This is a genomic window from Shewanella sp. BF02_Schw, assembly GCF_014596695.2.
In the GTDB taxonomy this organism is placed as follows: domain Bacteria; phylum Pseudomonadota; class Gammaproteobacteria; order Enterobacterales; family Shewanellaceae; genus Shewanella.
On the sequence record NZ_JABKAW020000001.1, the window covers coordinates 287,021 to 313,510 of the forward strand.

The following is a 26,490-nucleotide window of genomic DNA, read 5'->3' on the forward strand; positions in this document are numbered from 1 at the left end:
ATCTAAATGGCATAACTGCTAGTGCAACATAGTTGCGTTTTACTCGGTCAATTAACGGCTGATGATTTTCAGTAATAGTCAGTTTAGCTTATTTAGACGGTCAACAGACCCTAGATGATGTTATTTTATATATTTTTTAAGGAATTAAGATGCAAACATCAATTAGCAATGATACTCAGAAAAAACTGCAGTGGTCGTTACTTTCTTTACGCTTAGGCGTGTTTGTGGTGATGCTGGTATGGACATTAGATAAGTTTGTCAATCCTGGCCATAGTATGAAGATTTTCGAAAAGTTTTATGGCATCGGCGGAATGAGTGAGGTTGCTGCTTATGTTATGGGCGCACTGCAATTAGCCTTAGTATTTGCGTTTGTATTAGGTATTAAAAAGCGTATTACTTACGGGGTTATCTTTCTGATGCATGGCGCTTCAACATTATCGGCATTTAATCTATATTTTGATGCATTTAATAATTTATTGTTTTTTGCAGCATGGCCAATGTGGGCCGCGTGTTTTGCGTTGTACATGTTAAGAGATGAAGACACTAAGTTTACAGTGAAATAAATTACTAACGATTTATCGACACAAAAAGGCCAGCTAAATATATTTAGCCGGCCTTTTTATTAGACGCTCAATGTTAAACGCTAATGCTAAGCGTTAAGCACTCAAGGTTTAGTTGTCAAAGCTAAACATTATTTTGTGTCACGATTACGGATAACCAAAAAGCTAAATAACACTACAATCACCATTTGCGTACTCAAGCCTTGCCATGTTGATGCTATACCTAACCAGCTAATCGACACATCTATAGGGAAGGGAGTAAGGCTAATTACTGCTGCTTCTTGTAGCGCTGAAATCCCTTTTCCTGCCAAGATAAACGCTAAAATAAGCATGAAGTAAGAACTCACCGCAAAGAAGCGGGCTAATGGTAATTTAACTGAGTAGCGCATCATTAACCAAGCAATCACCGCTAAAATAGCCATACCTGCTAGCAAGCCGTAAACCAAGTAACTGACTTGTTCATTGCTGCTGGCAGAGCCTATGGCTTGTGTCAGTAATGATTGATAGAACAAAATCGTTTCAAAAACTTCACGATAGACCGAAATAAATGCCAGCCCAGTGAGACCCCATAAGGTGCCAGTGTTTAAATGGCGGTCGACATTATTTTTAATGTAACTTTGCCATTTAGAACCTTGGGTTTTACTGTGCATCCAATAACCAACATAAAACAACACCAAAGCGGCTAGCAATGCCGCGCCGCCTTCCATTAACTCCCTTGAGGCTCCGCTAATGCTAATTAGGTTATCTGCTGCCCACCAGGTTAATACGCCAGCAGCGAGTGCTGATATCCAACCAAAGTGAACAAATTTAATCGCATCTTGACGTTCGGTTTTAATTAACACTGTCATTAAAGCAATGATAACGAGCAGTGCTTCTAATCCTTCGCGTAGCAGGATGATTAATGCAGCCGAAAACATGGCGTTATTCGATAGTGATTGCCCTGTTAATAGGGTGTCGGCTTGGTCTAGTTGAGCCAATATGCTGGTCAACTGTTGATTTACCTGGCTGTCCTGTCCTGCTGTTTTTAGGATGTTTCTAAAATTAAGCAGCTGGCTTTCGATTGATTTACGTAAACTACTGTCATGAGCATCTAAATTGTTTTCAATTAATTCAAAACCGTCGAGATAGGCGCTCACTGCTAAGGTTTGTGCTTGAGCAAACTCATTGGCTTTATATGCTTTTACAGCAGCCTGCAAGTTAGTACGCGCGACTGAAATAGGTGAGTCAGCATGTTGAAACAGTCGCTCAGGTTGTGAGCGTAGTAATGATAATTGGGTTTTATCAATTCCGACATTTTGCTGAATTAACTGGGTTGGATTGCTATTGACCCACTGTTGTAATTCAATATTCGCATCATGCTTGATGTGCTCCGTGGCAGTAGCTGTTGGCTCAAAAGCTAAACTACCTACATAGAAAGCCAGTGACCAACGCTGTTGATCATTTAACTCACTAAAAGCACGCATAGCACTGCCATCTAAACCGTCGGAAATCGCATCGTAAAGTCCCAATAATGAACGATTCATTGCTCGATCGTGATCGGTGAAATTGGTTGGCTCTGGTGACAATGATTTTGCCAGAGGCCCATCGCCTTGGCCTAAATCACCATGACAGGTCGAACAATTTTCGATAAACAGCTGTTTAACATGGTTTTTGGCTAATAGCTGTGTTGGTAACACTAATGCTGGAGACTGGCTTAATAACTGGTTACGTATTTTTTGGCTAAGCCCTTGAATAACATCCAGTGATGTTTTTTCTGCAATGGCTTGCTGTAATTGCAATGCATCGGCTGTTAATGAATTTGGCACATCATTGGCGAGCAGGTTAGTTTTTTCGATAATGATGCTAGCAAATTGCTGCATTTCAGCAAATTCATCAGGATTAGAGATACGACCTTCGGTCACCGCTTCTGAGTAATCAACACCAATGTATTCAGCTAATTGAAGAATTTGTCGTGTTTGTTTTAAGAGATCTTGCGATGTCTCTGGTGATATCTCTTGTGACGAGACTGCCGGGCTCTGTGCCCATAAAGAAGTTGAAAACACCGAAGTAATGACAATCAATAGGCATCTATTGAAGACCGAAGATGTGAGCTGTTGTCGCCATAACGTGAAGCTGCTTAAGAAAGTATTCAAGGTATTGCCTTAATAGGAATGAAGGAATTATTCTTTAAACTAAATTAAATAAATGATAATGATTTCTATTCTACTTTCTTGCTTGAGGCTAATCAATCACTCTGAAGGCTTGTTAGATAATACTGTCAGTGTAAAAAGCGGTTTGAGGTGAGATTGTTGGCCATGGATAATTATGTCGAGACAGCATTTAAATAGATATTTTCTATTTATAACAATTAGATAGTTTTTATATTGGTACCATATAAGCATTAGCCTTGTGCCTTGCTGATATACAATAGTCAGTATTAATTATTGCTGTTTGGTATAAGTGACCTTAGATGTTTATAACTGAAGGTTATGAAACAGCCTTTGTGCTGTTATCTGCATTTTATGGACTTACTGTAGGTTAACGATTGATGTGCCAATACGTATTATTAATAAAATACATGCCAAATTTGCTATCATAATTTCGACATCAGCCAGTCTCGAAATAATTATCCATGGCCGCTAATGATTTTTGTATCGATTGCTCAGGCTTGAGGTTAGCTAGGATTAGCACTACGCTAGTTACTAACAAACTAAACCTGATATGTTAATGTTATTAAGTGTTATTGGAGTCGATAGATTGATAGAAATGAGGTCCATTATGATGAGTAACACTATGGTAAATAACCAATGACAACGCCAGTAAGTGCTTCGTTGTATGCTGATCTTCGCCTAATTGACATAGGTATGGAATTGTTTATTGAAATTCATTTTGCCAATGGTAAAACAGTGCAGTCACGTTCGAGCTTAATTGGTTATCAGGTTGGGCGGTTTATCTTGATTGAGTATCCCAATAAAGGTTTTTCTGAGGCTTATCAACATATGCTAGTGAATGCTGAAATTGTGGTAAGGGCGATGACGAATAGTGGTTTTAAAGACATTATTGCTTTTAAGTCGACTATATTCTCTGTGGTTAATCAACCGATTAGAATGCTGTGCCTTAGTGTGCCTAAAACCATCATCAAGAAAAAAGTCAGAGAGCAGTTGCGAGTTAATATCGAGCAAGAAGTGTTTATTATGCACAATGACAATAAAATCAGTGCAAAAATGCTCGACTTTTCTTCTACTGGCTGTTTACTGACGGTAGACGCCAAAACGGTGAATATTGAACAAGGCGAAGAGATACATGTGGCTATCTCTATTAACACTGATCTTTCAGGGATCTTAACGGGTAGCATGGTCAAAGTTCAAAACATTGAAGGTGTATTGAATATTGGGGTGAAATTTTCAGATGAGCATCCACAATTAAAAGATAATATTTTCAGCTATTTTTTAGTCAGTTCAACTACAAAATCATGACCCTAAGTGAATCCTAGTTGTGGACTATCAGTGTGAATTATCGTCCTTAAAAAAGATAAAAAAAAACGCATCAAAAGATGCGCGAAAATTCACAAGCAAACACGGTATTACAGCTTTTATTGTTAGTCTGAAAGTAGGCTAAAGGTAAGCTACCTTTAGCCTGTCTTTAGCCCTATATAGGCTAGCAAGCTGTTAATCTAAATAGTTTAAAATGCCTAATGCAGCATCTCGTCCTTCTGCTATAGCCGTTACAACGAGATCAGAACCTCGCACCATATCACCACCGGCAAACACTTTAGGGTTAGTGGTTTGAAAAGGGTTGTCGTCGGTTTTCTTGGCCTTAACTAATCCCCATTCGTTGGTTTCAATGCCAAAATCACTAAACCAAGCAGCAGGGCTCGCTTGGAAACCAAAGGCGATAATCAGCGCATCGGTTGCTAATACTTGCTCACTACCAGCAATGATTTCGGCGCGTTGACGTCCACTAGCATCAGCTTCACCCATTTGAGTTTCAACACATTCAATCCCGACTACTTGACCGTTTTCAGCTTTAATTGCCACTGGTTGACGATTAAATAAGAAGTTAACGCCTTCTTCGCGCGCATTTTGCACTTCACGGCGAGAGCCCGGCATGTTGGCTTCGTCACGACGATAAGCACATGTCACGCTCTTCGCGCCTTGACGAATGGCTGTACGCACACAATCCATTGCAGTATCACCGCCGCCCAACACCACCACATCTTTACCTTCAAGGCTTAAATACGGTGTTGCATCGTCGTGAGTACCCATAATGTGATGAGTATTGCCAATAAGATACGGTAACGCTTGAATCACGCCTTGAGCGTCTTCATTGGGCAGTTTAGCTTTCATGGCCGTGTAAGTACCCATACCCAGAAAGACAGAATCGTACTCGTCTAATAGGCTTTGAAAACTCACATCCTTGCCGACAGTCACACCCATTTTGAATTGAATGCCCATGCCTTCAAGCACTGAACGGCGAGTGGCCATAACATCTTTATCAAGCTTGAAAGAAGGGATGCCATAAGTGAGTAAACCACCAATTTGTGGGTATTTATCATACACCACGGCTTGCACACCATTACGAGCCAACACATCAGCACAGCCAAGACCCGCAGGACCCGCTCCAATAATGGCAACACGCTCTTTACGTGGCGTCACATCCTTCATGTTTGGGCGCCAGCCTTGGGCAATTGCAGTATCGGTAATGTATTTTTCAACACTGCCAATGGTGACCGCACCAAAGTCGTCGTTTAAGGTACAAGCACCTTCGCATAAACGGTCTTGTGGGCACACCCGGCCACATATTTCTGGCAGAGTATTGGTTTCATGCACCAAGTCTGCCGCTTCCATAATGCGACCTTCTTCTGCCAGTTTTAACCAGTTTGGAATGTAGTTATGCAGTGGGCACTTCCATTCGCAATACGGGTTACCGCAGTCAAGACAGCGATCGGCTTGTTGTTTTACTTCTGGTTGCGTAAACGGCTGATAAATTTCAATAAATTGTGTAGCACGTTTTTTCGCTTCAAGTTTAATGGGGTCTACTCGACCCACTTCTATAAATTGAAAGTCATTGCTCATAATAATTACCCTGCCTTTACTACTAATTCCGGACTCTTCTGCTCAATTTTTAGCAGGTCAGCAACGGCAATATTCTTTGGTTTAACTAATACGAAACAATCCAACCAGTTTTCAAAATCACTTAAAATCATATGAGCATGTTCACTGCCGGTTTCAGCATAGTGAGTTTCAATCAGGCCTTTTAAGTGTTGCTGGTGGATGGTCGATTCTAATTTTTGAGTATCGACCATTTCGGTGTTTACTCGGCGATTAAAGCGACCAAACTGATCAAATACATAGGCAAATCCGCCAGTCATCCCCGCACCAAAGTTGACCCCCGTTTTGCCTAGGATAACCACGATACCACTGGTCATGTATTCGCAACCATTGTCACCCGTTCCTTCAACGACCGCGATGGCCCCTGAGTTACGCACAGCAAAACGCTCACCCGCTTGACCCGCGGCAAACAGTTTGCCGCCAGTAGCACCATACAAACAGGTGTTCCCCATAATGGCACTGCGTTCACTTTGGAACGGGCTACCAATAGGTGGATGAATAACGATCTTACCGCCAGACATACCTTTGCCGACATAATCATTAGCATCGCCGCACAGCTTAAGTTCAAGGCCAGGGCTATTCCATACGCCAAAGCTTTGGCCTGCACTACCGCTAAAGCCAATTTTGATTGGTTGTTTTGCGCCTGCGACACCAATTTTAGTTGCAATATAACCAGATAATGCCGCGCCAACTGAACGGTCGGTATTGTTGATTGCATATTGACCTGAATACGGTTCACCTGCATCAACTGCAGCACTGCAATCTGCAACCAATGTTTGGTTTAACTTGCCAATATCAGATGGAGGGTTAATTTCTTTCCATGTGAGTGACGAGTTTGCCTGCACTTTGGGTTTATATAAAATTGGCGCAAGGTCAAGACCACGTTGCTTGTCTGTTTGGCCTTCAAGTGTATATAACCAGTCGCTTCGTCCGACTAAATCTTCGAACTGAGTTACCCCTAATGCAGCCATCCATTCACGCACTTCTTGAGCCACAAATTCAAAGTAGGTCATGACACGTTCTGGTAAGCCGTGATAATGGTTTTCGCGTAAGTTTTTATCTTGGGTTGCGACACCTGTTGCACAGTTATTAAGATGACAAATACGTAAGTATTTACACCCAAGCGCAATCATCGGCACTGTACCAAAGCCAAAGCTTTCGGCACCCAATAAGGCTGCTTTAATAACATCGGTACCGGTTTTTAAGCCGCCATCCACTTGCAGGCGGATTTTATGACGTAAACCATTTTCTACTAGCGACTGATGCACTTCCGCTAAACCAAGCTCCCAAGGAGAACCGGCGTATTTCACCGAGGTGATAGGGCTTGCGCCAGTGCCACCGTCGTAACCTGATATGGTGATCATATCGGCATAGGCTTTTGCAACACCGGTTGCAATGGTGCCAACACCGGGTTCTGATACTAGCTTGACCGACACTAAGGCTTTTGGATTGATTTGTTTTAAATCGAAAATCAGCTGAGCTAAATCTTCAATTGAGTAAATATCGTGGTGTGGCGGCGGTGAAATCAAGGTCACACCTGGACGAGCATGACGAAGTCCTGCGATTTCAACGCTAACTTTATGGCCAGGTAATTGCCCACCTTCACCCGGTTTTGCACCTTGAGCTACTTTAATTTGCAGTACATCAGCGTTAACTAAGTAATGCGCGGTCACGCCAAAGCGACCCGATGCAATTTGCTTGATGGCCGAGTTACGTTCGCTATTGAAACGACGTGCATCTTCGCCACCTTCACCTGAGTTTGAGCGTCCACCAAGACGGTTCATCGCAACCGCTAACGCTTCATGAGCTTCAGGGCTTAATGCACCGATACTCATGGCTGCGCTATCAAAGCGAGAGTAAAGCTTTTCAGCGCCTTCTACCGTGTCTATTTCAATGGCGTTAAGTTGACCTTTAATACCAATTAAATCACGTAAAGTGGCCACTGGGCGATCATCAACTAAGTGAGTAAACTTTTTGTACTCAGCGTAGTTTTTATCTTTTAATGATGCTTGTAAGGTATTCACCACGTCTGGATTAAAGCAGTGATATTCACCACCTTCAACGTACTTTAATAAACCACCTTGTGGTAACGGTACATGGGCTCGATAGGCGGCGGTATGGAGTATTTTCTGGTCATCGGCAATATGGTTAAAACTGACACCTTCAATACGGCTTATCACGCCTTTAAAACATAACTCAATCACATCACTGGCTAAACCCACAGCTTCAAATTGTTGGCTACAACGATATGAACCTACGGTACTAATGCCCATTTTAGACATGATTTTACGTAAGCCTTTTTCAATGCCGTAACGGAAGTTAAGCATTAAATGGGTTACATCATCGACTTGATGCAGTTTTGCCATCGCTGAAATAGATTCATAGGCGAGGTAAGGGTAGATAGCCGTGGCACCAAAACCAATTAATACCGCAAAATGATGCGGATCGCGTGCTGAAGCGGTTTCAACAATAATGTTAGTGTCGCAACGTAGGCTTTTATCGACTAATCGAGTTTGCACAGAACCCACAGCCATAGCGGCAGGGATAACTTGAGCACTTTTCGCTACTGCACGGTCAGACAATACTAACAATGTTGTGCCGCTGCGAGCTAAGCGTTCAGCTTCGTCGGTAATACGGCGAATAGCCTGCTCTAGTGTTTCATTGGCATCATAGTTTAAATCAACTGTGTTGGCGCGATAGTTAGTGCTGTCTAATCCCAGTAACTGATTAAAATCACTGAATAACAAAATCGGTGAATTGAACATCACTCGGTAAGCATTACCGGTGGTTTCGCTAAATAGATTTTGCTCGCGACCGACGCAAGTGGCTAACGACATCACGTGTTTTTCACGTAATGGATCAATAGGCGGGTTGGTTACCTGAGCAAATTTTTGACGGAAATAGTCGTATAGTGAACGCGACTTTTTCGACAATACTGCCATAGGCGTATCATCACCCATTGAACCAATGGCTTCTTCACCTTTGCTCGCAAGTACCCAAATAACTTGTTCTAATTCTTCACGGGTAAAACCAAACTGTTTTTGATATTGCAGTAATGTTTTACTATCAAAACCACTTGAACCTTGTTTGGTTGGAGCCATATCCTCAGCAGGGATCAATGTCTGACTGTTTTTAGCCATCCACTCTTTGTAAGGATGACGACGCTTTAAGTCATTATCAATTTCAAATGAATGATACAAACGACCATTCAAGGTATCGAGTACTAGTAACTCACCGGGCCCAACGCGGCCTTTTTCAATCACTTCATCGGCGGAATAATCCCAAATACCGACTTCAGACGCTAAGGTGAGGATACGATCCTTGGTTATAACGTAACGAGAAGGGCGTAGACCGTTACGATCTACCGCACAGGCAGCATGGCGACCATTGGTCATTACAATGCCTGCAGGGCCGTCCCACGGCTCCATGTGCATTGAGTTAAAATCATAAAAGGCTTTTAACTCGTCATCCATTTCAGGATTTGATTGCCATGCAGGTGGAATAAGCAAGCGCATGGCTCGATATAAATCCATCCCTCCAGATAACAACATTTCAAGCATATTGTCTAAAGAAGACGAGTCTGAACCTGTTTCGTTAACAAAAGGGGCGGCTTGTTGTAAATCTGGTAGTAAAGGCGAATTAAACTTATAGGCGCGCGCTCTTGCCCATTGGCGGTTACCGGTAATGGTATTGATTTCGCCGTTATGAGCGAGGTATCGAAACGGTTGAGCTAATGGCCACTTTGGCGATGTGTTAGTTGAAAAGCGCTGGTGGAATAAGCAAATCGCACTTTTCAAACGAATATCTGCTAGGTCGGTATAAAATGATGGCAGATCTGCTGGCATCATTAAGCCTTTATAGACAATGACTTGTCCAGAAAGGCTGGCGACATAAAAGTCTTTGTCATCGGTGATCTGTTGTTCAAGACGGCGACGAGCCATATATAGGCGACGCTCAAGATCTTTTTCCCGCCAGCCTACCGGCGCGTTGATCAATACTTGATAAATTTGTGGCAAGCTTTCCCGGCCAATCTCCCCCAAGACATCCGGATTAATCGGTACTTTACGCCAGCCAGCGACACTGAGTGTTTCTCGTTGTAGTTCTTTTTCTAAGATAAACTTCGCTTCATCAGCGCGTTGCTCATCTTGGCTGAGAAATAGCATACCTACGGCAAACTTTCGGCTTAAATGCCAATCGTTTTCTGCCGCAATAGCTTCAAAAAAATCTGTAGGCATTTGCATTAATAAACCACAGCCATCACCTGTGCGTCCGTCAGCTGCAATACCACCACGATGCTTCATTCGATCGAGACCATGAATCGCGGTACGCACAATGCGGTGACTCGCGTCGCCGTCCATTTGTGCAATCAAACCAAATCCGCAATTGTCACGCTCAAAACTGGGATGATACAAGCTCATACAAAAAACCCCCTAAACCTCTACTTGATACGACTCGGGGTAAATTTGAAGAATATCCATAGATATGCACCCGAACCATTCAAATTAAACTGAGAATGAATAAAGGTCAAACCAAAAAAATGCAACAAACTGAAATATTATTACTAAAAAATCGTTATAAGCCACCAACCTTACGTTAACGTAAACTGTGATATATCACCTATAACGTTCTGAATAAAAAGAATTTTAGAAAACATTCAAACAATTGTTTACCTTTTTGTAACAACAGCAGGGAATTATTTTTGAAATAAAAATAGTGAATTTTATTTCAAATACAGTCTTTGGGTAAAAAATTATTCTAAATGACTAAATATTCATTTTAGGTGATGTATAAATTACTTAAATTGTTTTAAACGTTTTTTGAGTTTGTGCACAACTTTAACGAGCGCTTGAATTGATAGAGCATTTATTGATTTAGCACCAAGACAGATGTTTACCGTCTGACTACACTGGCGAACTTTGGAATGATGATGAGAGTAAGTTGTGGGTTTAGATGATTACGTTAATACGTTTGGGGCACATTGCAAACATTTATATGGCCAAAGAGTAAAAAAATTAACTATTGATGGCCAATTTACCTGTCCCAATCGAGATGGCACGTTAGGGGTGGGCGGTTGTACTTTTTGTAATGTTGTTTCATTTAGTGGCGAACAAGGTAGAGAACAGCCGATTGCGATGCAGTTAACCGAAGGTAAAGTACGCGCCCAATCTGCAAAAAAATGTACTACCTCTGCGGATGTTAATTCTATTCTTACCGCTAAATACATCGCTTATTTTCAAGCTTATACCAGTACTTACGACGAGTATAAAGTGCTAAAGCAAAAGTATGATCAAGCACTTGAAGATGCCGATATTGTCGGGCTTCATATAGGCACTCGTCCTGACTGTGTACCCGATGAAGTACTTGATTTACTCGTTGAGTATCAACAAAGAGGTATTGAGGTGTGGTTGGAACTTGGCCTACAAACGGCCAATAATCACACGTTAAAACGGATTAATCGTGGTCACCAATTGTGTGAGTATCGTCAGACAGTTAAAAAGGCTCGCGCTAAAGGTATTAAGGTGTGTACCCATCTAATATTAGGGCTGCCGGGTGAAACATCTGCTGACTATTTTAATAGTTTACAAACCGTATTAGGAATTGGTGTTGACGGACTAAAACTGCACCCTTTGCATATTGTAGAAGGCAGTATTATGGCGAAACAATGGCGCTATCATCCTATGCCGCTAATGAGTCTTGAAGAGTATGCCTATGAGGCGGCAAAACTTATCCGCCACACCCCAAAAGAGATTATCTTTCACCGCGTAACCGCCTATGCCAAAAAACCAATGTTACTCGCCCCTGATTGGTGCGCATTTAGATGGGACGGACTAGTGGCCATTGTGGATGAGCTTAAAGAATACGGTGGCCAAGGCAGTGCATTAATGTTTAGCCAAAGTAAAACGGCCTAGTGTGGTGTATTTAGGCAGATATATTATGTCTCTGCTGAATATGGACAAAGTAAAGATAGCGCTAGGTTTTGTGAAGATGTATCAGACTAATCGCTATTATTAGTTATAAATTGGACGAAACATTACCAAAGTGAGTGTTTTTTAAACATTGGTAATACCAGTTGAGTAGTTATGTTGTAAAAATGTGATTTTTTACCATTAAATAGCGGCTAAATATTGGCAAGCCTTGCATAGGGTATTTTACTCGGTATCATATTTGTAATTTTATAGAGTTAGATTTTGATAGAGGTGCCTTTATGGCCACAACGCAGTTAGACTCAATATTGGATCTCAATACGCTTGAGCAATATATCAGTGCCATTGGTGCTGGAACGTTATTGAAAAGCGTAGTGTTATTCGAGCAGTTAATGCCTGAGTATGTCAGTAGCCTAGTGAAAGCTGGCGATGCAAATGATAAAGAAACGTTATGTGCAGAAGCTCATAAATTTAAAGGTGCAGCAGGATCTGTTGGCCTTAAACGCATTCAGCAATTTTCACAGTTACTACAACACGGTGAAGAAGCTAAATGGGAAACAGAACATAAAGTATGGCTTGCTGAAATCGTTGCGCATGCTGCACAAGATTTACAACAACTGAAAGTTTACTTAGAAGCGAAAGCGTAATTACGAGTAGAGTAGGCAGCATAATCAGTTTAGATTAACATCTACATTAGTGCCTACAATCGGTTTGTTGAAATGCCTCTTTATTGAAGAGGCATTTTTTATGGCCGTTTGTTCAATATTGACCATCAGTGTCTTGTTATTTTGGCTAAATTAATTCATTATTTGAATTAATATGGATAAGGGTAATCGTTTATATGAAAAATCTTCCTAGCCTCAAGAACCTTTATTATTTGGTTCATTTACATCAAGAGCAAAATTTTAATCGTGCTGCTAAGATGTGCTTTGTGAGTCAATCGACTTTATCTAGTGGTATCCAAAACCTTGAAGAACAACTGGGTTATCAGTTGATTGAACGTGATCATAAATCATTTATGTTTACCGCTATCGGTGAAGAAGTGGTTGAGCGTGCTCGAAATATTTTAACTAATGTTGATGACTTAGTTGAATTAGTGAAAAATCAAGGCGAACCGATGACCGGAGAAATTCGTTTAGGCTGTATTCCCACTATCGCGCCTTTCTTACTTAGCCGAGTCGTTAAGTTATGCCAGCAAGACTACCCCAAACTCAGTTTGTTATTAAAAGAAGACACGACCGAGCGTCTATTAGATGCCTTAGCAAAAGGTGAGTTGGATTTATTAATATTAGCGTTACCTGTCGACACCAGTGGTTTTCATAGTATGAAAGTCGGCATCGATCCGTTTAAAATGGTGATGCATAAAGAGGTATCGCAACAATTTTTGCAACCCATTGACTATCAAAAAATGCCAGACGAAAGCATCTTTTTACTCCAAGCTGAACATTGCATTACCGGTCACGCGATAACAGCATGCCAATTGGGTGATAGTGCCAAAATCAATCCATTTGCTGCAACCAGTTTGCATACCTTGGTGCAGATGGTAAACAGTAAACTAGGCACCACATTTTTACCCCAAATGGCCATTGATACCGGTATTTTAACTGATACTGATCTTGTTGCAATGGATCCGCCGGGTGAAGCTCCTTATCGTGATATTGGCTTAGTTTGGCGTCAAACTACCAGCCGTATTTCAACGTTTAGAACCTTAGGCTTAGCGATTCAACAAAAGCTGCTAGCACAATCGTTACCAGGTTAACCGCAACTTGGGATAAATGAGAGATGGGATGAATCGATAAAATGGTTTATTTCAGGTTAGCAATATCAAAGGTGCGATTAGTGTCGTTAATAAGGCTATTGAAGCGTCAATAGCCTTTTTGTTATCTGTCGCATAGCACTGTGCGTATCAGGCATGTTTATGATTGAAATTGAGCTTAACTAAACTCAATTAACCTCAGTTTTAGGCGTTGGTCAATTTTCTTGGGGCAACACCATACACTTCAGTCGGATGTTTTTTACCTTTAAGCATGATTGGGCCTAAATCAGTCAGGTCATATTGACTATTTTGTTGCTCAAGTCGATGTACCACATCTCCAGACAGCAACATTCGTTGACCGAGCGGATTACATTGGTCTTGTAGCCGTGCCAAGGTATTTAATACATCACTGAAAAAACTAATCTCTTGCTTATGTACACCGACTACCGCGGCTACAACTTGGCCACAATGCGCTGCAGCTTTGAATTTTGGCACAAAACCATATTGCTGTTCAAAGTATTGCCTTTGCCACTGCAATTGCTGGCAAAATTCGAAATAGATATTCATACAACGGTCTTGTTTAATACCTTGCTCTAATGGCCAGTGGATAAGTACGGCATCACCCATGTAACGATAAATTTCAGCTTCATTATCGGTTACTGTGTCCGCTAACATGCTAAAGCTATCTTGAATTAGGCGGCTAAAGCGATAATCACCTAAGGTTTCTGCATGAGCTGTTGATGAGACCATATCGATAAATAAGAATAATTGTTGCTCGTAACGTGGTTTGTGGTATTTGCCAAGGCCTATATTGAGCAAGACTTTAGGGCCAACCAACAGCGACATTTGTTCGATAAAAGCTAAGCTGACCCTTACCACAACAAGATAAACCACTAATGCCTGAAACGATGGGCTATAAATAATCTGCACTGTGAGCATTTGTCGTAATGTCACCATGTGGTTCTCTATGGCCCACATGTTTAAAAATTGTGTCACATACGCCAAGGTTGTTGCCCCAAGGAGCAAAAACAATCCTTTAAACACCACTGAAAATAAGTAAGGTAAACGGCTGATGGCGCTAAAATCTGCAATGAGATTGGACATCCAATGCAAGCCGCCAAATACAACACCCATCATTATGGCAAGCGTGGCGAGATCGGCATTGCCAACAGCCCATTCAGGCAGTTGCGATGATTGTGAGTAGCGAAAAAAAACGAAAGAAGCCATTGCTACACACCAGGCAAAAATAGCGAACAATAATTTTTGAGTTTGACGGCGTGCTTTCACGGAGGATGTGGTTGCCCAAATGACTTAGTATATAAGAGGGGTAGTCTATAGAAAATTTGCTTACATGTGATAGTTTATTTGTGATTTAGATCAATAGAAGTGAAGAAATATGTGCACTAACGCAAAGTTTTTTCAACATTACTAGGGCTTGTTGAACTTTAGTGGCTGAAATTTGTTCGAGATAAACGGCTTGTTATTTATTTAATAAGGCGGCATAAATATTAGAGACGAAACTTCCAATTAGGCTAACGGTTTGTCACCAATTTATTCGATAAAGATTAAAAATACCTTTTAGCCGGTTCGTTTGAGCTGCATTTTTGGTTTGTTTCTGTGTGTTATCGCTTACTCATGTTGTATCACGATATGTCGTTAGCTCTGCCTTGTAAAACATTGCCATGTACCACTAAAAAAATTGATGTTAATGATCAACAGACCCTAGATAGCAAGCAATGTAACAATGGCAGATTATGAAAAGGCATTGGTTAATATCTGTTGAGTAAAATCAATTTTAAGGTAAAAGCCTCGGGGATTAGATAACTGAATGCTGCCGTCTTCGGCGATGCTTTCGGTGAGTATTTTGCTATTAGCTGCTTTTGGACGTAATTGCAGTACTTCACCATGACGTGCAGTAATTTTATCAACTTGACCTAGTGCAATTAACTCCATTATCTCTTCCCAATCTTGTTGCAACTGTCTGGCTTGTGCCGTATTCGGTTGCCACAATATGGGGGTGCCTATACGACGATCACCGACTGGGATACTACGTTCGCCTTCAATAGGAACCCATAACACTCTCTGCAATTTATGATAAACCAAACTGTTTTCCCAAATCATACCCTGAATGTTTGTCAGCGGTGCCACGGTGACATAAGTGGTCTCAAGCGGTTTGCCTTTGCCATCAATCGGGATCGTTTTGAGTTCAACCCCTAAATGTAAAAAGTCTTGTTCAGGCTTTGATCCTGCCAGCGCGCCTAATTCAGATTCAATCAGTTGGCCTACCCAACCTTTATCTCGGCGTAAATCGGCTGGTACAATGATGTCATTATCGGCCGCAATATCAGCTAAACGAATGCCAGCCATATTGTGCGCTCTTTGCATTAATTCGCTTATATCTAATGGCGATGATTTAGCCATGGATGAGTATTTTCCTCTGGAAAAAAGAATGAATAGACGATCAAAATCAACAGGCTATGCTATCAAGTAATATTCGTCGAGAACAAGTTTAGTTAGTTATTTGCGATGTGGTTGAAAAACGACCATGTTTTAGTTGGTTAAAGTTATTTGATTAAATTCCTTTGTAATTTGTTGTTTTAAAAGTTCTTTTTCGGTTGTAGTTGTTTTTATATTATACTTGTCCCGAGTTACACTCGTTTTTCCCCTACATTTCACACATACTTATCCACAGATTTAATGGATAAGTGTAATAAAACCTGTCTTTAACTGATTAAAAACACCAAGTCAACGCAATAAAACAGCTTTTTAGCGGGTTTAATTTAAAATAAGCCTTGTTATTTGTGTATAACTTAAGTTGCTAAATGAGTGATTGGCTATCTTAATTGGTGTTGTTTGTTTTTTGTACGATAGCGGCGATTTGCTATAATGTTAATTTACAATTTTTTTTAAGTTACTAATTATATTAGAGTATATTATAATAAAAAGCAGTTTACCTTAGAAAGGGTGCAACTAAATTTTAGCCTGTTATCAAGCTTTAGCAAAGTTTCGAACAGAGATATCCACAGATTTTGTGGATAATCCACAGGGTAGCTTGGTTTAATTGTTGATAATTTTGATTTATTAACATTGTTATTCAATTATCCACAGTAAATAGAGGTTTGCCGATAGGCATGCTTTGTGAAACAATCAGACGATATAAAATTTGTTATTTTTGGAGTCCATGTGATTGATAGCGACGGCTTTCGCGCAAATGTGGGCATCATTATCTGTAATAAATTTGGACAAGTTATGTGGGCCAGACGTTTTGGTCAACATTCATGGCAGTTTCCACAAGGTGGGTTAGATGATGGCGAATCAGTAGAAGAAGCCATGTATCGCGAACTTTACGAAGAAGTGGGACTCAGACCTGAGCATGTTCAAATTTTAACATCCACTCGATCTTGGTTACGTTATCGGTTACCCAAGCGTTTGGTACGCCAAGAAAGCAAACCTGTTTGCATTGGCCAAAAACAGAAATGGTTTTTACTACAATTGAAAAGTCACGATAATACTATTAACTTGAATTCTTCTGGTCATCCTGAGTTTGATGATTGGCGTTGGGTGAGTTATTGGTATCCTGTTCGTCAGGTTGTGTCTTTTAAGCGCGACGTATATAGAAAGGTAATGAAAGAGTTCGCATCGACGACATTAGCGCTGCAAACGCGCGAGTTTAGTAAAAAACGAAGCAAACAACGGAGTTAACTGATTTCAAAGAGGATTGAAACAGTGTTAAATATGCTCAGGGATATCACTCAAGCTGTTGCCAGAGCCAGCAGCCTTGAAAGTGCATTAAATATATTAGTGTCACAAACTCGATTAGCGATGGCTACTCATTGCTGTTCTATTTATATCCTTGAACAACAACATCTAGTGTTATCCGCTACCGAAGGTTTACAGCAATCTGCCGTTGGCCGAGTGAGCATGCCATTATCGCAAGGTTTAGTAGGCTTAGTTGCTGAGCGTGAAGAAGCAGTTAATCTTGCCGATGCCCGTATTCATCCTCGTTTTAAATTATTTCCCGAAGCTGAAGAAGAAGAATATCGTGCATTTTTGGCTGTGCCGATTATTTTTCAAAAACAGGTTGTGGGCGTTATTGTGGTGCAACAGCCAGAAGCCCGTCAGTTCAGCGAAAGTGAGGAAGCATTTTTAATGACCTTAGCCGCTCAGTTGGCGGTGGTTGTGCGCAGCTTGAAACACAAAGCGGCTGTTACTAATGTGCAACAGCAAGTGGTTTTCAGTGGTGTTAATGCATCAAGTGGTATTGCGATTGCTCATGGCCTGGTATTAGGCGGTGTTATTTCTCTGGAACAACCCGAGGTCAGCTGCTTCGATATAGATGTTGAAATTCAGCGCTTAAAGTTGGCCATGCAGCGTTGTAAAGACATGTTGTCGTCTATATCGCAACGTTTTGAGCGTGAAAAGTCTGCTGATGTGGCCTCTATCTTTACCGCATTTCAATTATTGCTAGACGACTCTAGCCTTGGTGGTGAATATGCCCGTGAAGTCGCTTTAGGCTGGCAGGCTGAGTCTGCGGTAAGCCGAGTGTCATTGCGCTATATCAAACAGTTTTTAGAAATGGAAGATCCATATCTAAAAGAGCGCGCCAGTGATATTCGTGAGCTTGGGCAAAAACTACTTCGACAGCTTATTGAACCGGGTCGGTTAGAGTTAGAGCCAGATAAACCGGTTATTTTAGTCGCTAAAGAAGTGGATGCCACTTTATTGGCTGAGTTTCCACGGCAAAAGCTCGCTGGTATTGTCACTGAGCGTGGTGGGGTTAATGCTCATGCGGCTATTTTAGCGCGAGCCCTGGGTGTACCTGCCATTGTTGGCGTTGATGATGTGTTATCAATCGACATCGATCAAAAACTATTAGTCCTCAATGCTAATCGTGGCCAGCTATTGGTATCGCCATCGCCAGCAGTGATTGAAGAGTACCAATTACTGATTGATGCCGATGTTGAAAAGCAAAAGCAATTTTCTGCCGAATTAAACCTACCATCAGTGACTACTGATGGTCAGCGGATCCATTTGTATTTAAATGCAGGTTTATTGAGTGGTATCGCTTCTGAAATTGCTGAATGCGCAGATGGTATTGGGCTGTATCGAACTGAAATTCCCTTTATGCTCCATCAACGCTTTCCGAGCGAGAGTGAACAAATCAATGTATATCGTCAGGTATTGAGTGCCGCTGGTGATAGACCTGTTGTCATGCGTACATTGGATGTTGGCGGCGACAAACCGTTACCGTATTTTCCAATTAAAGAAGACAATCCGTTTTTAGGTTGGCGTGGCATTCGTTTATCGCTTGATCATCCTGAGTTGTTTTTAGTGCAATTGCGCGCGATGCTGCAAGCTGCTGGAAACGGCAATCAATTGCAAATATTACTACCAATGGTGAGTAATCTGGATGAGATAGATCAAACATTAAAATATTTAGAGCAAGCGTTTACCGAACTAAGCCAAGAACTAAAGACTATTTTAGTGAGGCCGAAGGTCGGCGTTATGCTTGAAGTTCCTGCATTGTTGTATCAATTGCAAGATGTGGCAAAACGGGTCGACTTTGTGTCGGTGGGCAGTAACGATTTAACGCAATATTTACTGGCCGTCGATCGTAATAATCCGAGTGTGAGTTCGTTATTTGATAGTTATCATCCAGGTATTCTTCGAGCACTTAAACGAGCTGTCGATGAGTGTAAATTGTATGATTTAGATGTGAGTGTTTGTGGTGAACTTGCGGGTGAACCTTATGGTGCACTGCTTTTAGTCGCAATGGGCTATAACAAACTTAGTATGAACCAAGGCAGCTTAGCCAGAATCAATTTTTTACTCAGGCGTGTATCAAAGCAAGAGCTCACTGAGTTATTAGGATCTATTTTACAACAGTCAAATGGAAACCAGGTTCGCGGCTTGTTAGCCAGTTTCTTGCGAAAACATAACCTTTTAGATTTAATCAACATCGATTAGCAGTACGATTGAATCTGCTACGGAAAATCTTAAATGATTTCCCTAGTGGTTCGTAACATAATCAAGCGTCATTTTAAGGATGTCATCGTGGATAGTTTACTGCAGGTATTTTTAATTTGCCTTGTTTTAGGTTCTGTCGTGGGTTTTTTGGCTGGGCTGTTAGGTATTGGTGGTGGGTTAATTATCGTCCCTGCGCTATTGTATATTTTACCTTCAGTAGGTATCAGTTCAACCCAAATTACTCATGTCGCTATCGCTACGTCACTGGCATCGATTATTTTAACGTCTATGTCATCAGCCACCGCACATCACAAACGTGGAAATATACCTTGGGAGCTATTTAAGCCTATATTTCCGGGTATTGTAATAGGGTCGTTAGCATCAGCTTTTGTGTCTGAGCAAATTGCATCAGATGATTTGCAACAGGCTTTTGCTATTTTTGTGGTGTTAATGGCTGTACAAATGGCATTTCCGTTTAAAGTCAAAACGGGTGGCAGTATGCCAAATTTTGCCGTGTTACTGGTGATATCGACAGCGATAGCGTTAATTGCTGGTTTAATGGGCATTGGTGGCGGGGTTTTGCTGGTGCCATTTTTAAGTTATTGCGGTTTGCAAATGCGTCAAGCTGTTGGGTTTTCGTCGGCAACCGGGATGCTTATCGCAGTATCCGGTACCATTGGTTATATTATCGCAGGTTTCGATGTACCCAATTTACCCGAGGGCTCGGTTGGGTTTATTTATTTGCCGGCATTAATCGGCATTATCATTAGTTCCATGTTGTGTGCGCCTATTGGCGTAAAAGCGGCGAGTTCTTGGCCGACACCAGTATTGAAAAAAATATTTGCTTGTTTGCTTGTCGTAGTAGGGCTAAAACTACTATTAAGTTAATTCTAAATTGTTCTAAATGATTACAAAAACGCCTTTGTTCAAGTAGTTGAACAAAGGCGTTTTTAGTTAACCTAACAGCTATTACACAGCGAAAGGATACTTAATCGCATCGTGATGTTGATAGTCTTCAACGCTAAAGTCATCCAAGGTTACCCAGGTTTCGATGTCTTTTAGGGTTTTAATCTTTGGATTGATGATTAACTTAGGCGATGCAAAGGGTTCACGCGCGAGCTGAACATCTCGCATTGGTTCGAGTTGATCTTCGTAAATATGAGCATTGACTATCTTATGGTATGCCTTGCCCGGTTTATGGCCAGTAATCTGAGCCATTAACGCAAGCAATACATATACTTGTACCATATTAAAGTTTAACCCTAGCGGAACATCACAACTGCGTTGTGTGCTGTTAAGGTATAAAGTATCACCGAGTAATGAAAAATGGTGCTCGTACATACATGGTCGTAAGCAGCCTAAGTCAAATGCGCCAGGGTGCAAGAAGGTTAAAATTTCACCACGATTATCTATACCGTTACTGAGATCATCGACGATTTGTTGCAGTAAATCGACATGACCACCATCAGGCTTTGGAAATGCACGTCCTAACGCTCCGTATATCAGTCCCATATCATCGGGCCCTTTACGGTTTGGGTTATCTAGCCATGCTTGGTTTTCATTGGCGTTAGCGTCCCATGTTTTAGTGCCTAATGCCCTAAAATCGGCCGCATTTTGGTAGCCACGTAAATAACCGAGGATCTCCGCTATGGCAGACTTCCAGAAGCTTTTACGTGTGGTCACCAAAGGGAATTGATTGTTACCAACATCATAAACTAAGTCGGCATTAATGACAGTTAGGCACTTTTTGTTTGTTCGTGCATTATTAACCCATTCGCCTTCTTCGACAATGCGTTTACACAGGTCTAAATACTGTTTCATTGGTCCCAATTCCTTTTTTGCTTTTATCGATTATACCTAATCAAGGCCGGCAAATCATTGCCAAATGAAATGCAGGTTCAATTAATTATTTTTACTTTTAGAGCTAACTTCACGATCGACACCTCGGTTAAGCCGAGTTAACATCAAGAAACAATCGATTATTATTGTTTGAATATATCAGATAGACTGATCCCATTGTTTTTTTAGGAGTGTTATATGGAACGAGCAATTAAGAACTTCTTAAGCCAAGAGTCTGCGGGTGGCATTTTATTAATCGTTGCCGTCGCATTGGCGATGATTTTAGCCAATTCACCGTTAGCGGGTGTATATCAAGATTTCTTAGGCACCGAAGTGCAGCTTAGAGTAGGTGATCTTGATATCGATAAGCCGCTTTTACTGTGGATCAATGATGGCTTGATGGCATTATTCTTTTTATTAATCGGTTTAGAAGTAAAGCGTGAATTACTTGAAGGTGCGCTATCGAGCGTAGCTAAGGCATCATTGCCCAGCTTTGCTGCGATTGGTGGCATGGTGTTTCCGGCATTATTTTACTTAGCATTTAATTACTCAAACCCAGAAACTCAGATCGGATGGGCTATTCCTGCTGCTACTGATATCGCCTTTGCGCTAGGTATTATGGCACTGCTCGGTAGTCGTGTGCCCGTGGCGTTAAAAGTGTTTTTGTTAGCACTGGCAATTATTGACGATCTAGGAGTCATTGTTATTATTGCTCTGTTTTACAGCACTGATTTATCAATGCTTAGTTTGGTTATTGCCGCGGTATCGATCGTGCTGATGGTCGCACTGAACAGGAAAGGAGTCAGTTCAATTCTGCCTTACGGTTTACTCGGTTTTATTCTTTGGGTTGCTGTATTGAAGTCTGGAGTACATGCGACATTGGCCGGAGTGATTATTGCATTTTGTATTCCACTTAGAGCAAAAGATGGTTCCTCGCCATCTGAGCATTTAGAGCATAAGTTGCACCCTTGGAGCACCTTTATGATCCTGCCGGTATTTGCTTTTGCCAACGCTGGTCTGTCATTAACTAATATGTCATTTGATACATTTGCTGAACCTATCACCCTAGGTATCATCATGGGTCTGTTGTTGGGTAAGCCGATCGGGGTGCTGTTATTCAGTTATTTAGCAGTAAAACTTAAGTTAGCTGAACTACCACCAGGGATTGGTTGGAGGCATATCATACCGGTTGCTGTTATGTGTGGTATCGGCTTTACCATGTCGGTGTTTATTGCTTCGTTAGCATTTGAGAACTCACCCGCTGCATTTGGTGATTATGCAAGACTAGGTATTTTAACAGGATCGTTATTTGCGGCTGTGATTGGCTACTTTTGGTTGGCCAAGGTACTGCCTGAAAATGGAGTAAAATCATGAAATTGAATAAATTAACCTTTGGAATACTACTGACCAGTTTTGTTATTCCTGTATCGGCTGAATCATTTAATGTTTGTTTAGAATCATCTGATTCACCGACTTGCCAAAGTTATCTAGAAGGTGTGGTAGATGGTGCGCTAATGTATCGTGATGATTTGGCAAAGAAAAGAATAGATCCTAACGATTACGAGTCAAGAGCACTAAAATACCGAGCAGGAAAACGTTATCAATCGGCGAATTTGAATTATTGCGCTAGTCATATACCGGTGAAATCTGAAATTGTATCAGCACTCACAGAGCAGGTGTCGTTGAACAATGTCAATAACAGTGATGAGCTTGAGTCAGTGATCACTAGTTTGATGGATTGCCGACGGAGTCAGTAACTACGTCTTTACTTAACGCAGCCATTTGGCTGCGTTTTTTTATGACTAATCTTGGCTAATCAATATGGTGAACTATCTATGGTGAACTAATATTGTCGTTGATTGGTATAGATTAATGAGCAATAGAAGTAGCGGTTTATTTGCTATAGTAGTGTGAGTAAATTTTGTTAGGTTAATGATTGATATGCAGCATTTAAATTATAACCATTTATATTATTTTTGGATGGTACAAAAAAAAGGCTCAGTGACTAAAGCGGCTGAAGCATTGTGTTTGGCCCCGCAAACCATAACGGGGCAAATTCGTGCATTAGAAGAGCGATTAAAAGGCACGTTATTTAAGCGTGTCGGTCGTAATTTAGTTGCTACAGAGTTGGGCGAATTAGTATTTCGTTATGCCGATAAAATGTTTAGCTTGAGCTATGAAATGCTCGATATACTTAATTATCAAAAAGATGATTCACTGCTGTTTGAGGTAGGTATTGCTGATGCTTTATCTAAAGCTTTAGTGAGTAGAGTGTTGTTAACTGTTATTCCAGATGATGGTTCGGTTCATTTGGCGTGTTATGAATCAACCCATGATAGCCTTATTGAGCGTTTACGTGAGCATAAGCTTGACATGATTTTATCTGATTGCGCTGGCGGCTCGTTGAAATTCCCTGAAATTTTATCGAAAAAGCTTGGTGAATGTGGTGTCAGTTTCTTCTCGGCTGAAGCGATTCCAGTCCCTTTTCCCGCTTGTCTTGAGCAGCGTAAATTACTCATACCGGGTAAGCGGACATCATTAGGACAACAGTTACACGGTTGGTTTGCTGAAAAAAGTCTTAATGTTAGTATCTTGGGTGAATTTGACGATGCCGAAATGATGAAAGCATTCGGCTATTTTAATCAGGGAATTTTTGTCGCACCGTCTATTTATCGTCATGATATACTCTCTCAAGGTATGGTGTTACTTGGTGAAACCACCGATATTAAAGAAGAGTACCATGTGATGTTCGCTGAGCGAATGATCCAACATCCGGCGGTAAAATCATTACTGGCAACGGATTTTAGTGATTTATTTGCAGGACGAGATCTACAAGTACAAGATTTTGAAAACCGTATAAGCTAGCTTGTGATATAGACATCAGGAGATTTGTGTTGGAATTAATGAATATAGCTCGTGTACGCTGGGCATGCCGCCGCGGAATGTTAGAATTAGATATATTGTTTCAACCCTTTGTCGAAGCCCAATACGAAGCCATGAGCGATGATGATAAAAACACTTTTATTCGTTTATTAGAGTGTGAAGATCCGGAGTTATTTGCTTGGTTTATGGGCCATGAACAATGTTCAGATCCATTGTTCGCCAATATGATAATCAAAGTCCGTGGAAGAGCAGCACCTTAACCCGCCTGTTGATGTATTGGTCAGTACTAGCACTCATATGCAACAATTTGCATTGAGTGCTTCATTTTTGCAGCGTGGTGCCTTAGTGGTATCGTTTGCTGTTGTATTAACGAGCTTTTTAGCTTGGCCTTATTATCCTTCCTTGATATACCACACCATTCAAATGTTGTTATTCGTTACCATTATCTTCATTTTTTTTTACAGCTGGCGCAGAGTATCTAGTTGGCGTTGTTTGCTTACTTTAGGTGACAAGGGGGCTGGTACATTATTGCAAGGTGAAAATGGAAGTCTCAGTAAAATAACACTCACTAAAAAACCGTTTATCAGTCCATTACTGTGCATTATTTATTTACAACATCTTCAAACGGGCGAGAACAGAGTATTGCTGGTGTGGAGTGATATGTTAGACGACACAGCATATCGTAATCTGTGTCGTCTATTATTAAGCCATTAATGACGTGAAGTTGAGTGACGTTGACAGCGTTTAACTGCTCGGTTGTAAAATGGTTGGTTTAGGATTGTCGATTTGTTCAGGATAATCAATATTATAATGAAGGCCTCGACTTTCTTTACGTTCCATTGCACATCGAATAATTAATTCTGCAACTTGCACCAAATTACGCAGCTCTAATAAATTGTTACTGACACGGAAGTTTGAATAGTACTCTTCAATCTCTTGTTGAAGCATCAAACATCTTCGTAGTGCTCGTTCTAATCGTTTATCTGTTCTGACAATACCGACGTAATCCCACATAAATAGGCGCAGTTCGTGCCAATTATGGGCAATAACGACTTCTTCATCAGAGTTAGTTACTTTGCTCTCGTCCCATAAAGGTATTGGGCAAGGCATCGGTATTTTATGCAACAAACCTTCAATATCTTGTGAGGCCGCACGGGCAAAGACTAAACACTCCAGTAGTGAATTGCTCGCCAGTCTATTAGCGCCATGTAAGCCTGTGTAAGCCACTTCGCCAATAGCATATAAGCCATTAATATCGGTTTGACCATGAAGGTCAGTCATCACACCACCACATGTATAGTGTGCCGCTGGAACCGCTGGAATTGGGTCTTTGGTGATATCAATACCCAATTCAAGACAACGTTGATAAATGGTTGGAAAGTGTTTAATGATAAAGTCAGCAGGTTTATGGCTGATATCTAAATACACACAATCAACACCTAAACGTTTCATTTCATAATCAATGGCGCGAGCAACAATATCGCGAGGAGCGAGTTCAGCTCTTTCGTCGAAATCTGGCATAAAACGGCTGCCATCAGGACGACGTAAATAAGCTCCTTCACCGCGTAATGCTTCCGTTAACAAGAAGTTTCTGGCATTAGGGTGAAATAAACACGTTGGATGGAATTGATTAAATTCCATATTGGCAATTCGACAACCTGCGCGCCATGCCATTGCAATACCATCGCCACTGGCAATATCAGGGTTCGAGGTGTATTGGTACACTTTTGAGCTGCCGCCAGTTGCTAACGCAACAAATTTGGCTCTGACGGTTTCTACATGTTCCTCATCGCGATTCCACACATAAGCACCAAGCACACGGTTACCCGGTCGATGCAATTTACGCGTGGTGATTAAATCAATCGCATTGTAACGTTCAAGCACTTGTATGTTTGGGTGAGCGATTGCACGTTCTTGTAATGTAGTTTGTACCGCTTTACCGGTAGCATCGGCAGAATGCAGAATACGACGATGGCTATGCCCTCCTTCACGGGTTAGGTGGTAGGGGGCTGTACTATTATCGACTCCAGCTAAGGTTTCTTCTTTATCAAATGCCACGCCACAATTAATTAACCATTGCATTGCACTTTTGGCATTTTCTGCGGTGTAGGTCACAACTGATTTATCGCATAATCCGGCGCCAGCGATTAAGGTATCGTTGACGTGGGACTCAATTGTGTCGCCTTCATCGAAAACAGAGGCGATTCCACCTTGAGCGTATAATGTTGACCCTTCTGATAATGGGCCTTTAGAAAGAAGAATTACTTTTGATTTTTCAGCAAGATGTAGTGCTAAAGTTAGTCCTGCAGCACCGCTGCCGATGACCAAAATGTCAGATTGGTGTTCAACTGCTTGTTTCATCAGGTATCATGGTGTGGCTATGTGGTTTGATCATAGTAAATCAAATTACTACGACAGGGTACTTTTACAGCGTATTTTATTGTGATTTTGCTTAGATATTTTGTTTATAT

The 26,490-nt window shown here is 41.2% G+C and carries 20 protein-coding genes; 13 read left to right on the top strand and 7 right to left on the bottom strand.

Annotation, left to right across the window (positions count from 1 at the left end):
- Window positions 1–149: 149 nt before the first annotated feature.
- On the top strand, window positions 150–563 hold the full coding sequence (locus HNW13_RS01450) for a hypothetical protein (RefSeq protein WP_101088851.1): 414 nt from the start codon (window positions 150–152) through the stop codon (window positions 561–563).
- Window positions 564–691: 128 nt separating this feature from the next.
- Here the strand turns inward: HNW13_RS01450 and HNW13_RS01455 are convergent, their stop codons facing one another.
- Window positions 692–2,620, bottom strand: a complete 1,929-nt coding sequence (locus tag HNW13_RS01455; protein ID WP_243756155.1) for a cytochrome c/FTR1 family iron permease — start codon at window positions 2,618–2,620, stop codon at window positions 692–694.
- A 726-nt stretch (window positions 2,621–3,346) separates the two neighbouring features.
- On the opposite strand from HNW13_RS01455, the gene HNW13_RS01460 reads away from it, so the two are divergent.
- Window positions 3,347–4,015: a flagellar brake protein gene (locus HNW13_RS01460; RefSeq protein ID WP_101088853.1), complete on the top strand. Its 669-nt coding sequence runs from the start codon at window positions 3,347–3,349 to the stop codon at window positions 4,013–4,015.
- 192 nt (window positions 4,016–4,207) lie between these two features.
- On the opposite strand, the gene HNW13_RS01465 is transcribed toward HNW13_RS01460, so the two are convergent.
- Window positions 4,208–5,614 (bottom strand): FAD-dependent oxidoreductase, encoded by a 1,407-nt coding sequence (locus HNW13_RS01465; protein WP_182744272.1) that lies wholly within the window; start codon window positions 5,612–5,614, stop codon window positions 4,208–4,210.
- A gap of 5 nt (window positions 5,615–5,619) precedes the next feature.
- Entirely contained in the window at window positions 5,620–10,068 is a 4,449-nt protein-coding gene (gene gltB, locus HNW13_RS01470; protein ID WP_192114396.1) for a glutamate synthase large subunit, read from the bottom strand.
- A gap of 522 nt (window positions 10,069–10,590) precedes the next feature.
- On the opposite strand from gltB, the gene HNW13_RS01475 reads away from it, so the two are divergent.
- The 3 genes from HNW13_RS01475 (at window position 10,591) to oxyR (ending at window position 13,333) form a co-directional block, all read left to right on the top strand.
- Window positions 10,591–11,559: a TIGR01212 family radical SAM protein gene (locus HNW13_RS01475; RefSeq protein ID WP_162023694.1), complete on the top strand. Its 969-nt coding sequence runs from the start codon at window positions 10,591–10,593 to the stop codon at window positions 11,557–11,559.
- Between the two features lie 296 nt (window positions 11,560–11,855).
- Window positions 11,856–12,221, top strand: a complete 366-nt coding sequence (locus HNW13_RS01480) for an Hpt domain-containing protein (RefSeq protein ID WP_101088857.1) — start codon at window positions 11,856–11,858, stop codon at window positions 12,219–12,221.
- Between the two features lie 194 nt (window positions 12,222–12,415).
- A complete protein-coding gene (oxyR, locus tag HNW13_RS01485) occupies window positions 12,416–13,333 on the top strand; it encodes a hydrogen peroxide-inducible genes transcriptional activator OxyR (RefSeq protein ID WP_101086335.1) in 918 nt (305 codons plus the stop codon).
- Window positions 13,334–13,534: 201 nt separating this feature from the next.
- Here the strand turns inward: oxyR and HNW13_RS01490 are convergent, their stop codons facing one another.
- Both HNW13_RS01490 and mutH read right to left on the bottom strand, forming a co-directional pair.
- Window positions 13,535–14,557, bottom strand: coding sequence for an adenylate/guanylate cyclase domain-containing protein (locus HNW13_RS01490; protein ID WP_174839649.1), 1,023 nt, complete (start codon window positions 14,555–14,557; stop codon window positions 13,535–13,537).
- Window positions 14,558–15,082: 525 nt separating this feature from the next.
- The gene (gene mutH, locus HNW13_RS01495) at window positions 15,083–15,751 is read right to left on the bottom strand and encodes a DNA mismatch repair endonuclease MutH (RefSeq protein ID WP_192114397.1); all 669 of its coding nucleotides are present in this window, start codon (window positions 15,749–15,751) and stop codon (window positions 15,083–15,085) included.
- A gap of 762 nt (window positions 15,752–16,513) precedes the next feature.
- Here mutH and rppH point away from each other — a divergent pair.
- The 3 genes from rppH (at window position 16,514) to HNW13_RS01510 (ending at window position 20,185) form a co-directional block, all read left to right on the top strand.
- Window positions 16,514–17,032, top strand: a complete 519-nt coding sequence (gene rppH / locus HNW13_RS01500; protein WP_192114454.1) for an RNA pyrophosphohydrolase — start codon at window positions 16,514–16,516, stop codon at window positions 17,030–17,032.
- Window positions 17,033–17,056: 24 nt separating this feature from the next.
- Window positions 17,057–19,297 (top strand): phosphoenolpyruvate--protein phosphotransferase, encoded by a 2,241-nt coding sequence (gene ptsP / locus HNW13_RS01505; protein WP_162023690.1) that lies wholly within the window; start codon window positions 17,057–17,059, stop codon window positions 19,295–19,297.
- Between the two features lie 87 nt (window positions 19,298–19,384).
- Complete coding sequence (locus tag HNW13_RS01510; RefSeq protein ID WP_101086339.1) at window positions 19,385–20,185, top strand: sulfite exporter TauE/SafE family protein; 801 nt, start codon at window positions 19,385–19,387, stop codon at window positions 20,183–20,185.
- A gap of 81 nt (window positions 20,186–20,266) precedes the next feature.
- On the opposite strand, the gene HNW13_RS01515 is transcribed toward HNW13_RS01510, so the two are convergent.
- The gene (locus HNW13_RS01515; protein WP_101086340.1) at window positions 20,267–21,118 is read right to left on the bottom strand and encodes a thymidylate synthase; all 852 of its coding nucleotides are present in this window, start codon (window positions 21,116–21,118) and stop codon (window positions 20,267–20,269) included.
- A gap of 216 nt (window positions 21,119–21,334) precedes the next feature.
- On the opposite strand from HNW13_RS01515, the gene nhaA reads away from it, so the two are divergent.
- The 5 genes from nhaA (at window position 21,335) to HNW13_RS01540 (ending at window position 24,733) form a co-directional block, all read left to right on the top strand.
- Window positions 21,335–22,510, top strand: coding sequence for a Na+/H+ antiporter NhaA (nhaA, locus tag HNW13_RS01520; protein WP_101086341.1), 1,176 nt, complete (start codon window positions 21,335–21,337; stop codon window positions 22,508–22,510).
- Window positions 22,507–22,893, top strand: a complete 387-nt coding sequence (locus HNW13_RS01525) for a hypothetical protein (protein ID WP_101086342.1) — start codon at window positions 22,507–22,509, stop codon at window positions 22,891–22,893. The genes nhaA and HNW13_RS01525 overlap by 4 nt, the downstream gene beginning before the upstream one ends.
- A gap of 184 nt (window positions 22,894–23,077) precedes the next feature.
- Window positions 23,078–24,001, top strand: a complete 924-nt coding sequence (gene nhaR / locus HNW13_RS01530; RefSeq protein WP_101087191.1) for a transcriptional activator NhaR — start codon at window positions 23,078–23,080, stop codon at window positions 23,999–24,001.
- A gap of 29 nt (window positions 24,002–24,030) precedes the next feature.
- Window positions 24,031–24,279 carry a succinate dehydrogenase assembly factor 2 gene (locus HNW13_RS01535; RefSeq protein ID WP_192114398.1) on the top strand — a complete coding sequence of 83 codons (249 nt, stop codon included), beginning with the start codon at window positions 24,031–24,033 and terminating at the stop codon, window positions 24,277–24,279.
- The gene (locus HNW13_RS01540; RefSeq protein WP_192114399.1) at window positions 24,260–24,733 is read left to right on the top strand and encodes a protein YgfX; all 474 of its coding nucleotides are present in this window, start codon (window positions 24,260–24,262) and stop codon (window positions 24,731–24,733) included. Before HNW13_RS01535 ends, HNW13_RS01540 begins: the two co-directional genes overlap by 20 nt.
- A gap of 30 nt (window positions 24,734–24,763) precedes the next feature.
- Here the strand turns inward: HNW13_RS01540 and nadB are convergent, their stop codons facing one another.
- A complete protein-coding gene (gene nadB, locus HNW13_RS01545; protein WP_101086345.1) occupies window positions 24,764–26,380 on the bottom strand; it encodes an L-aspartate oxidase in 1,617 nt (538 codons plus the stop codon).
- Between the last annotated feature and the right edge of the window lie 110 nt (window positions 26,381–26,490).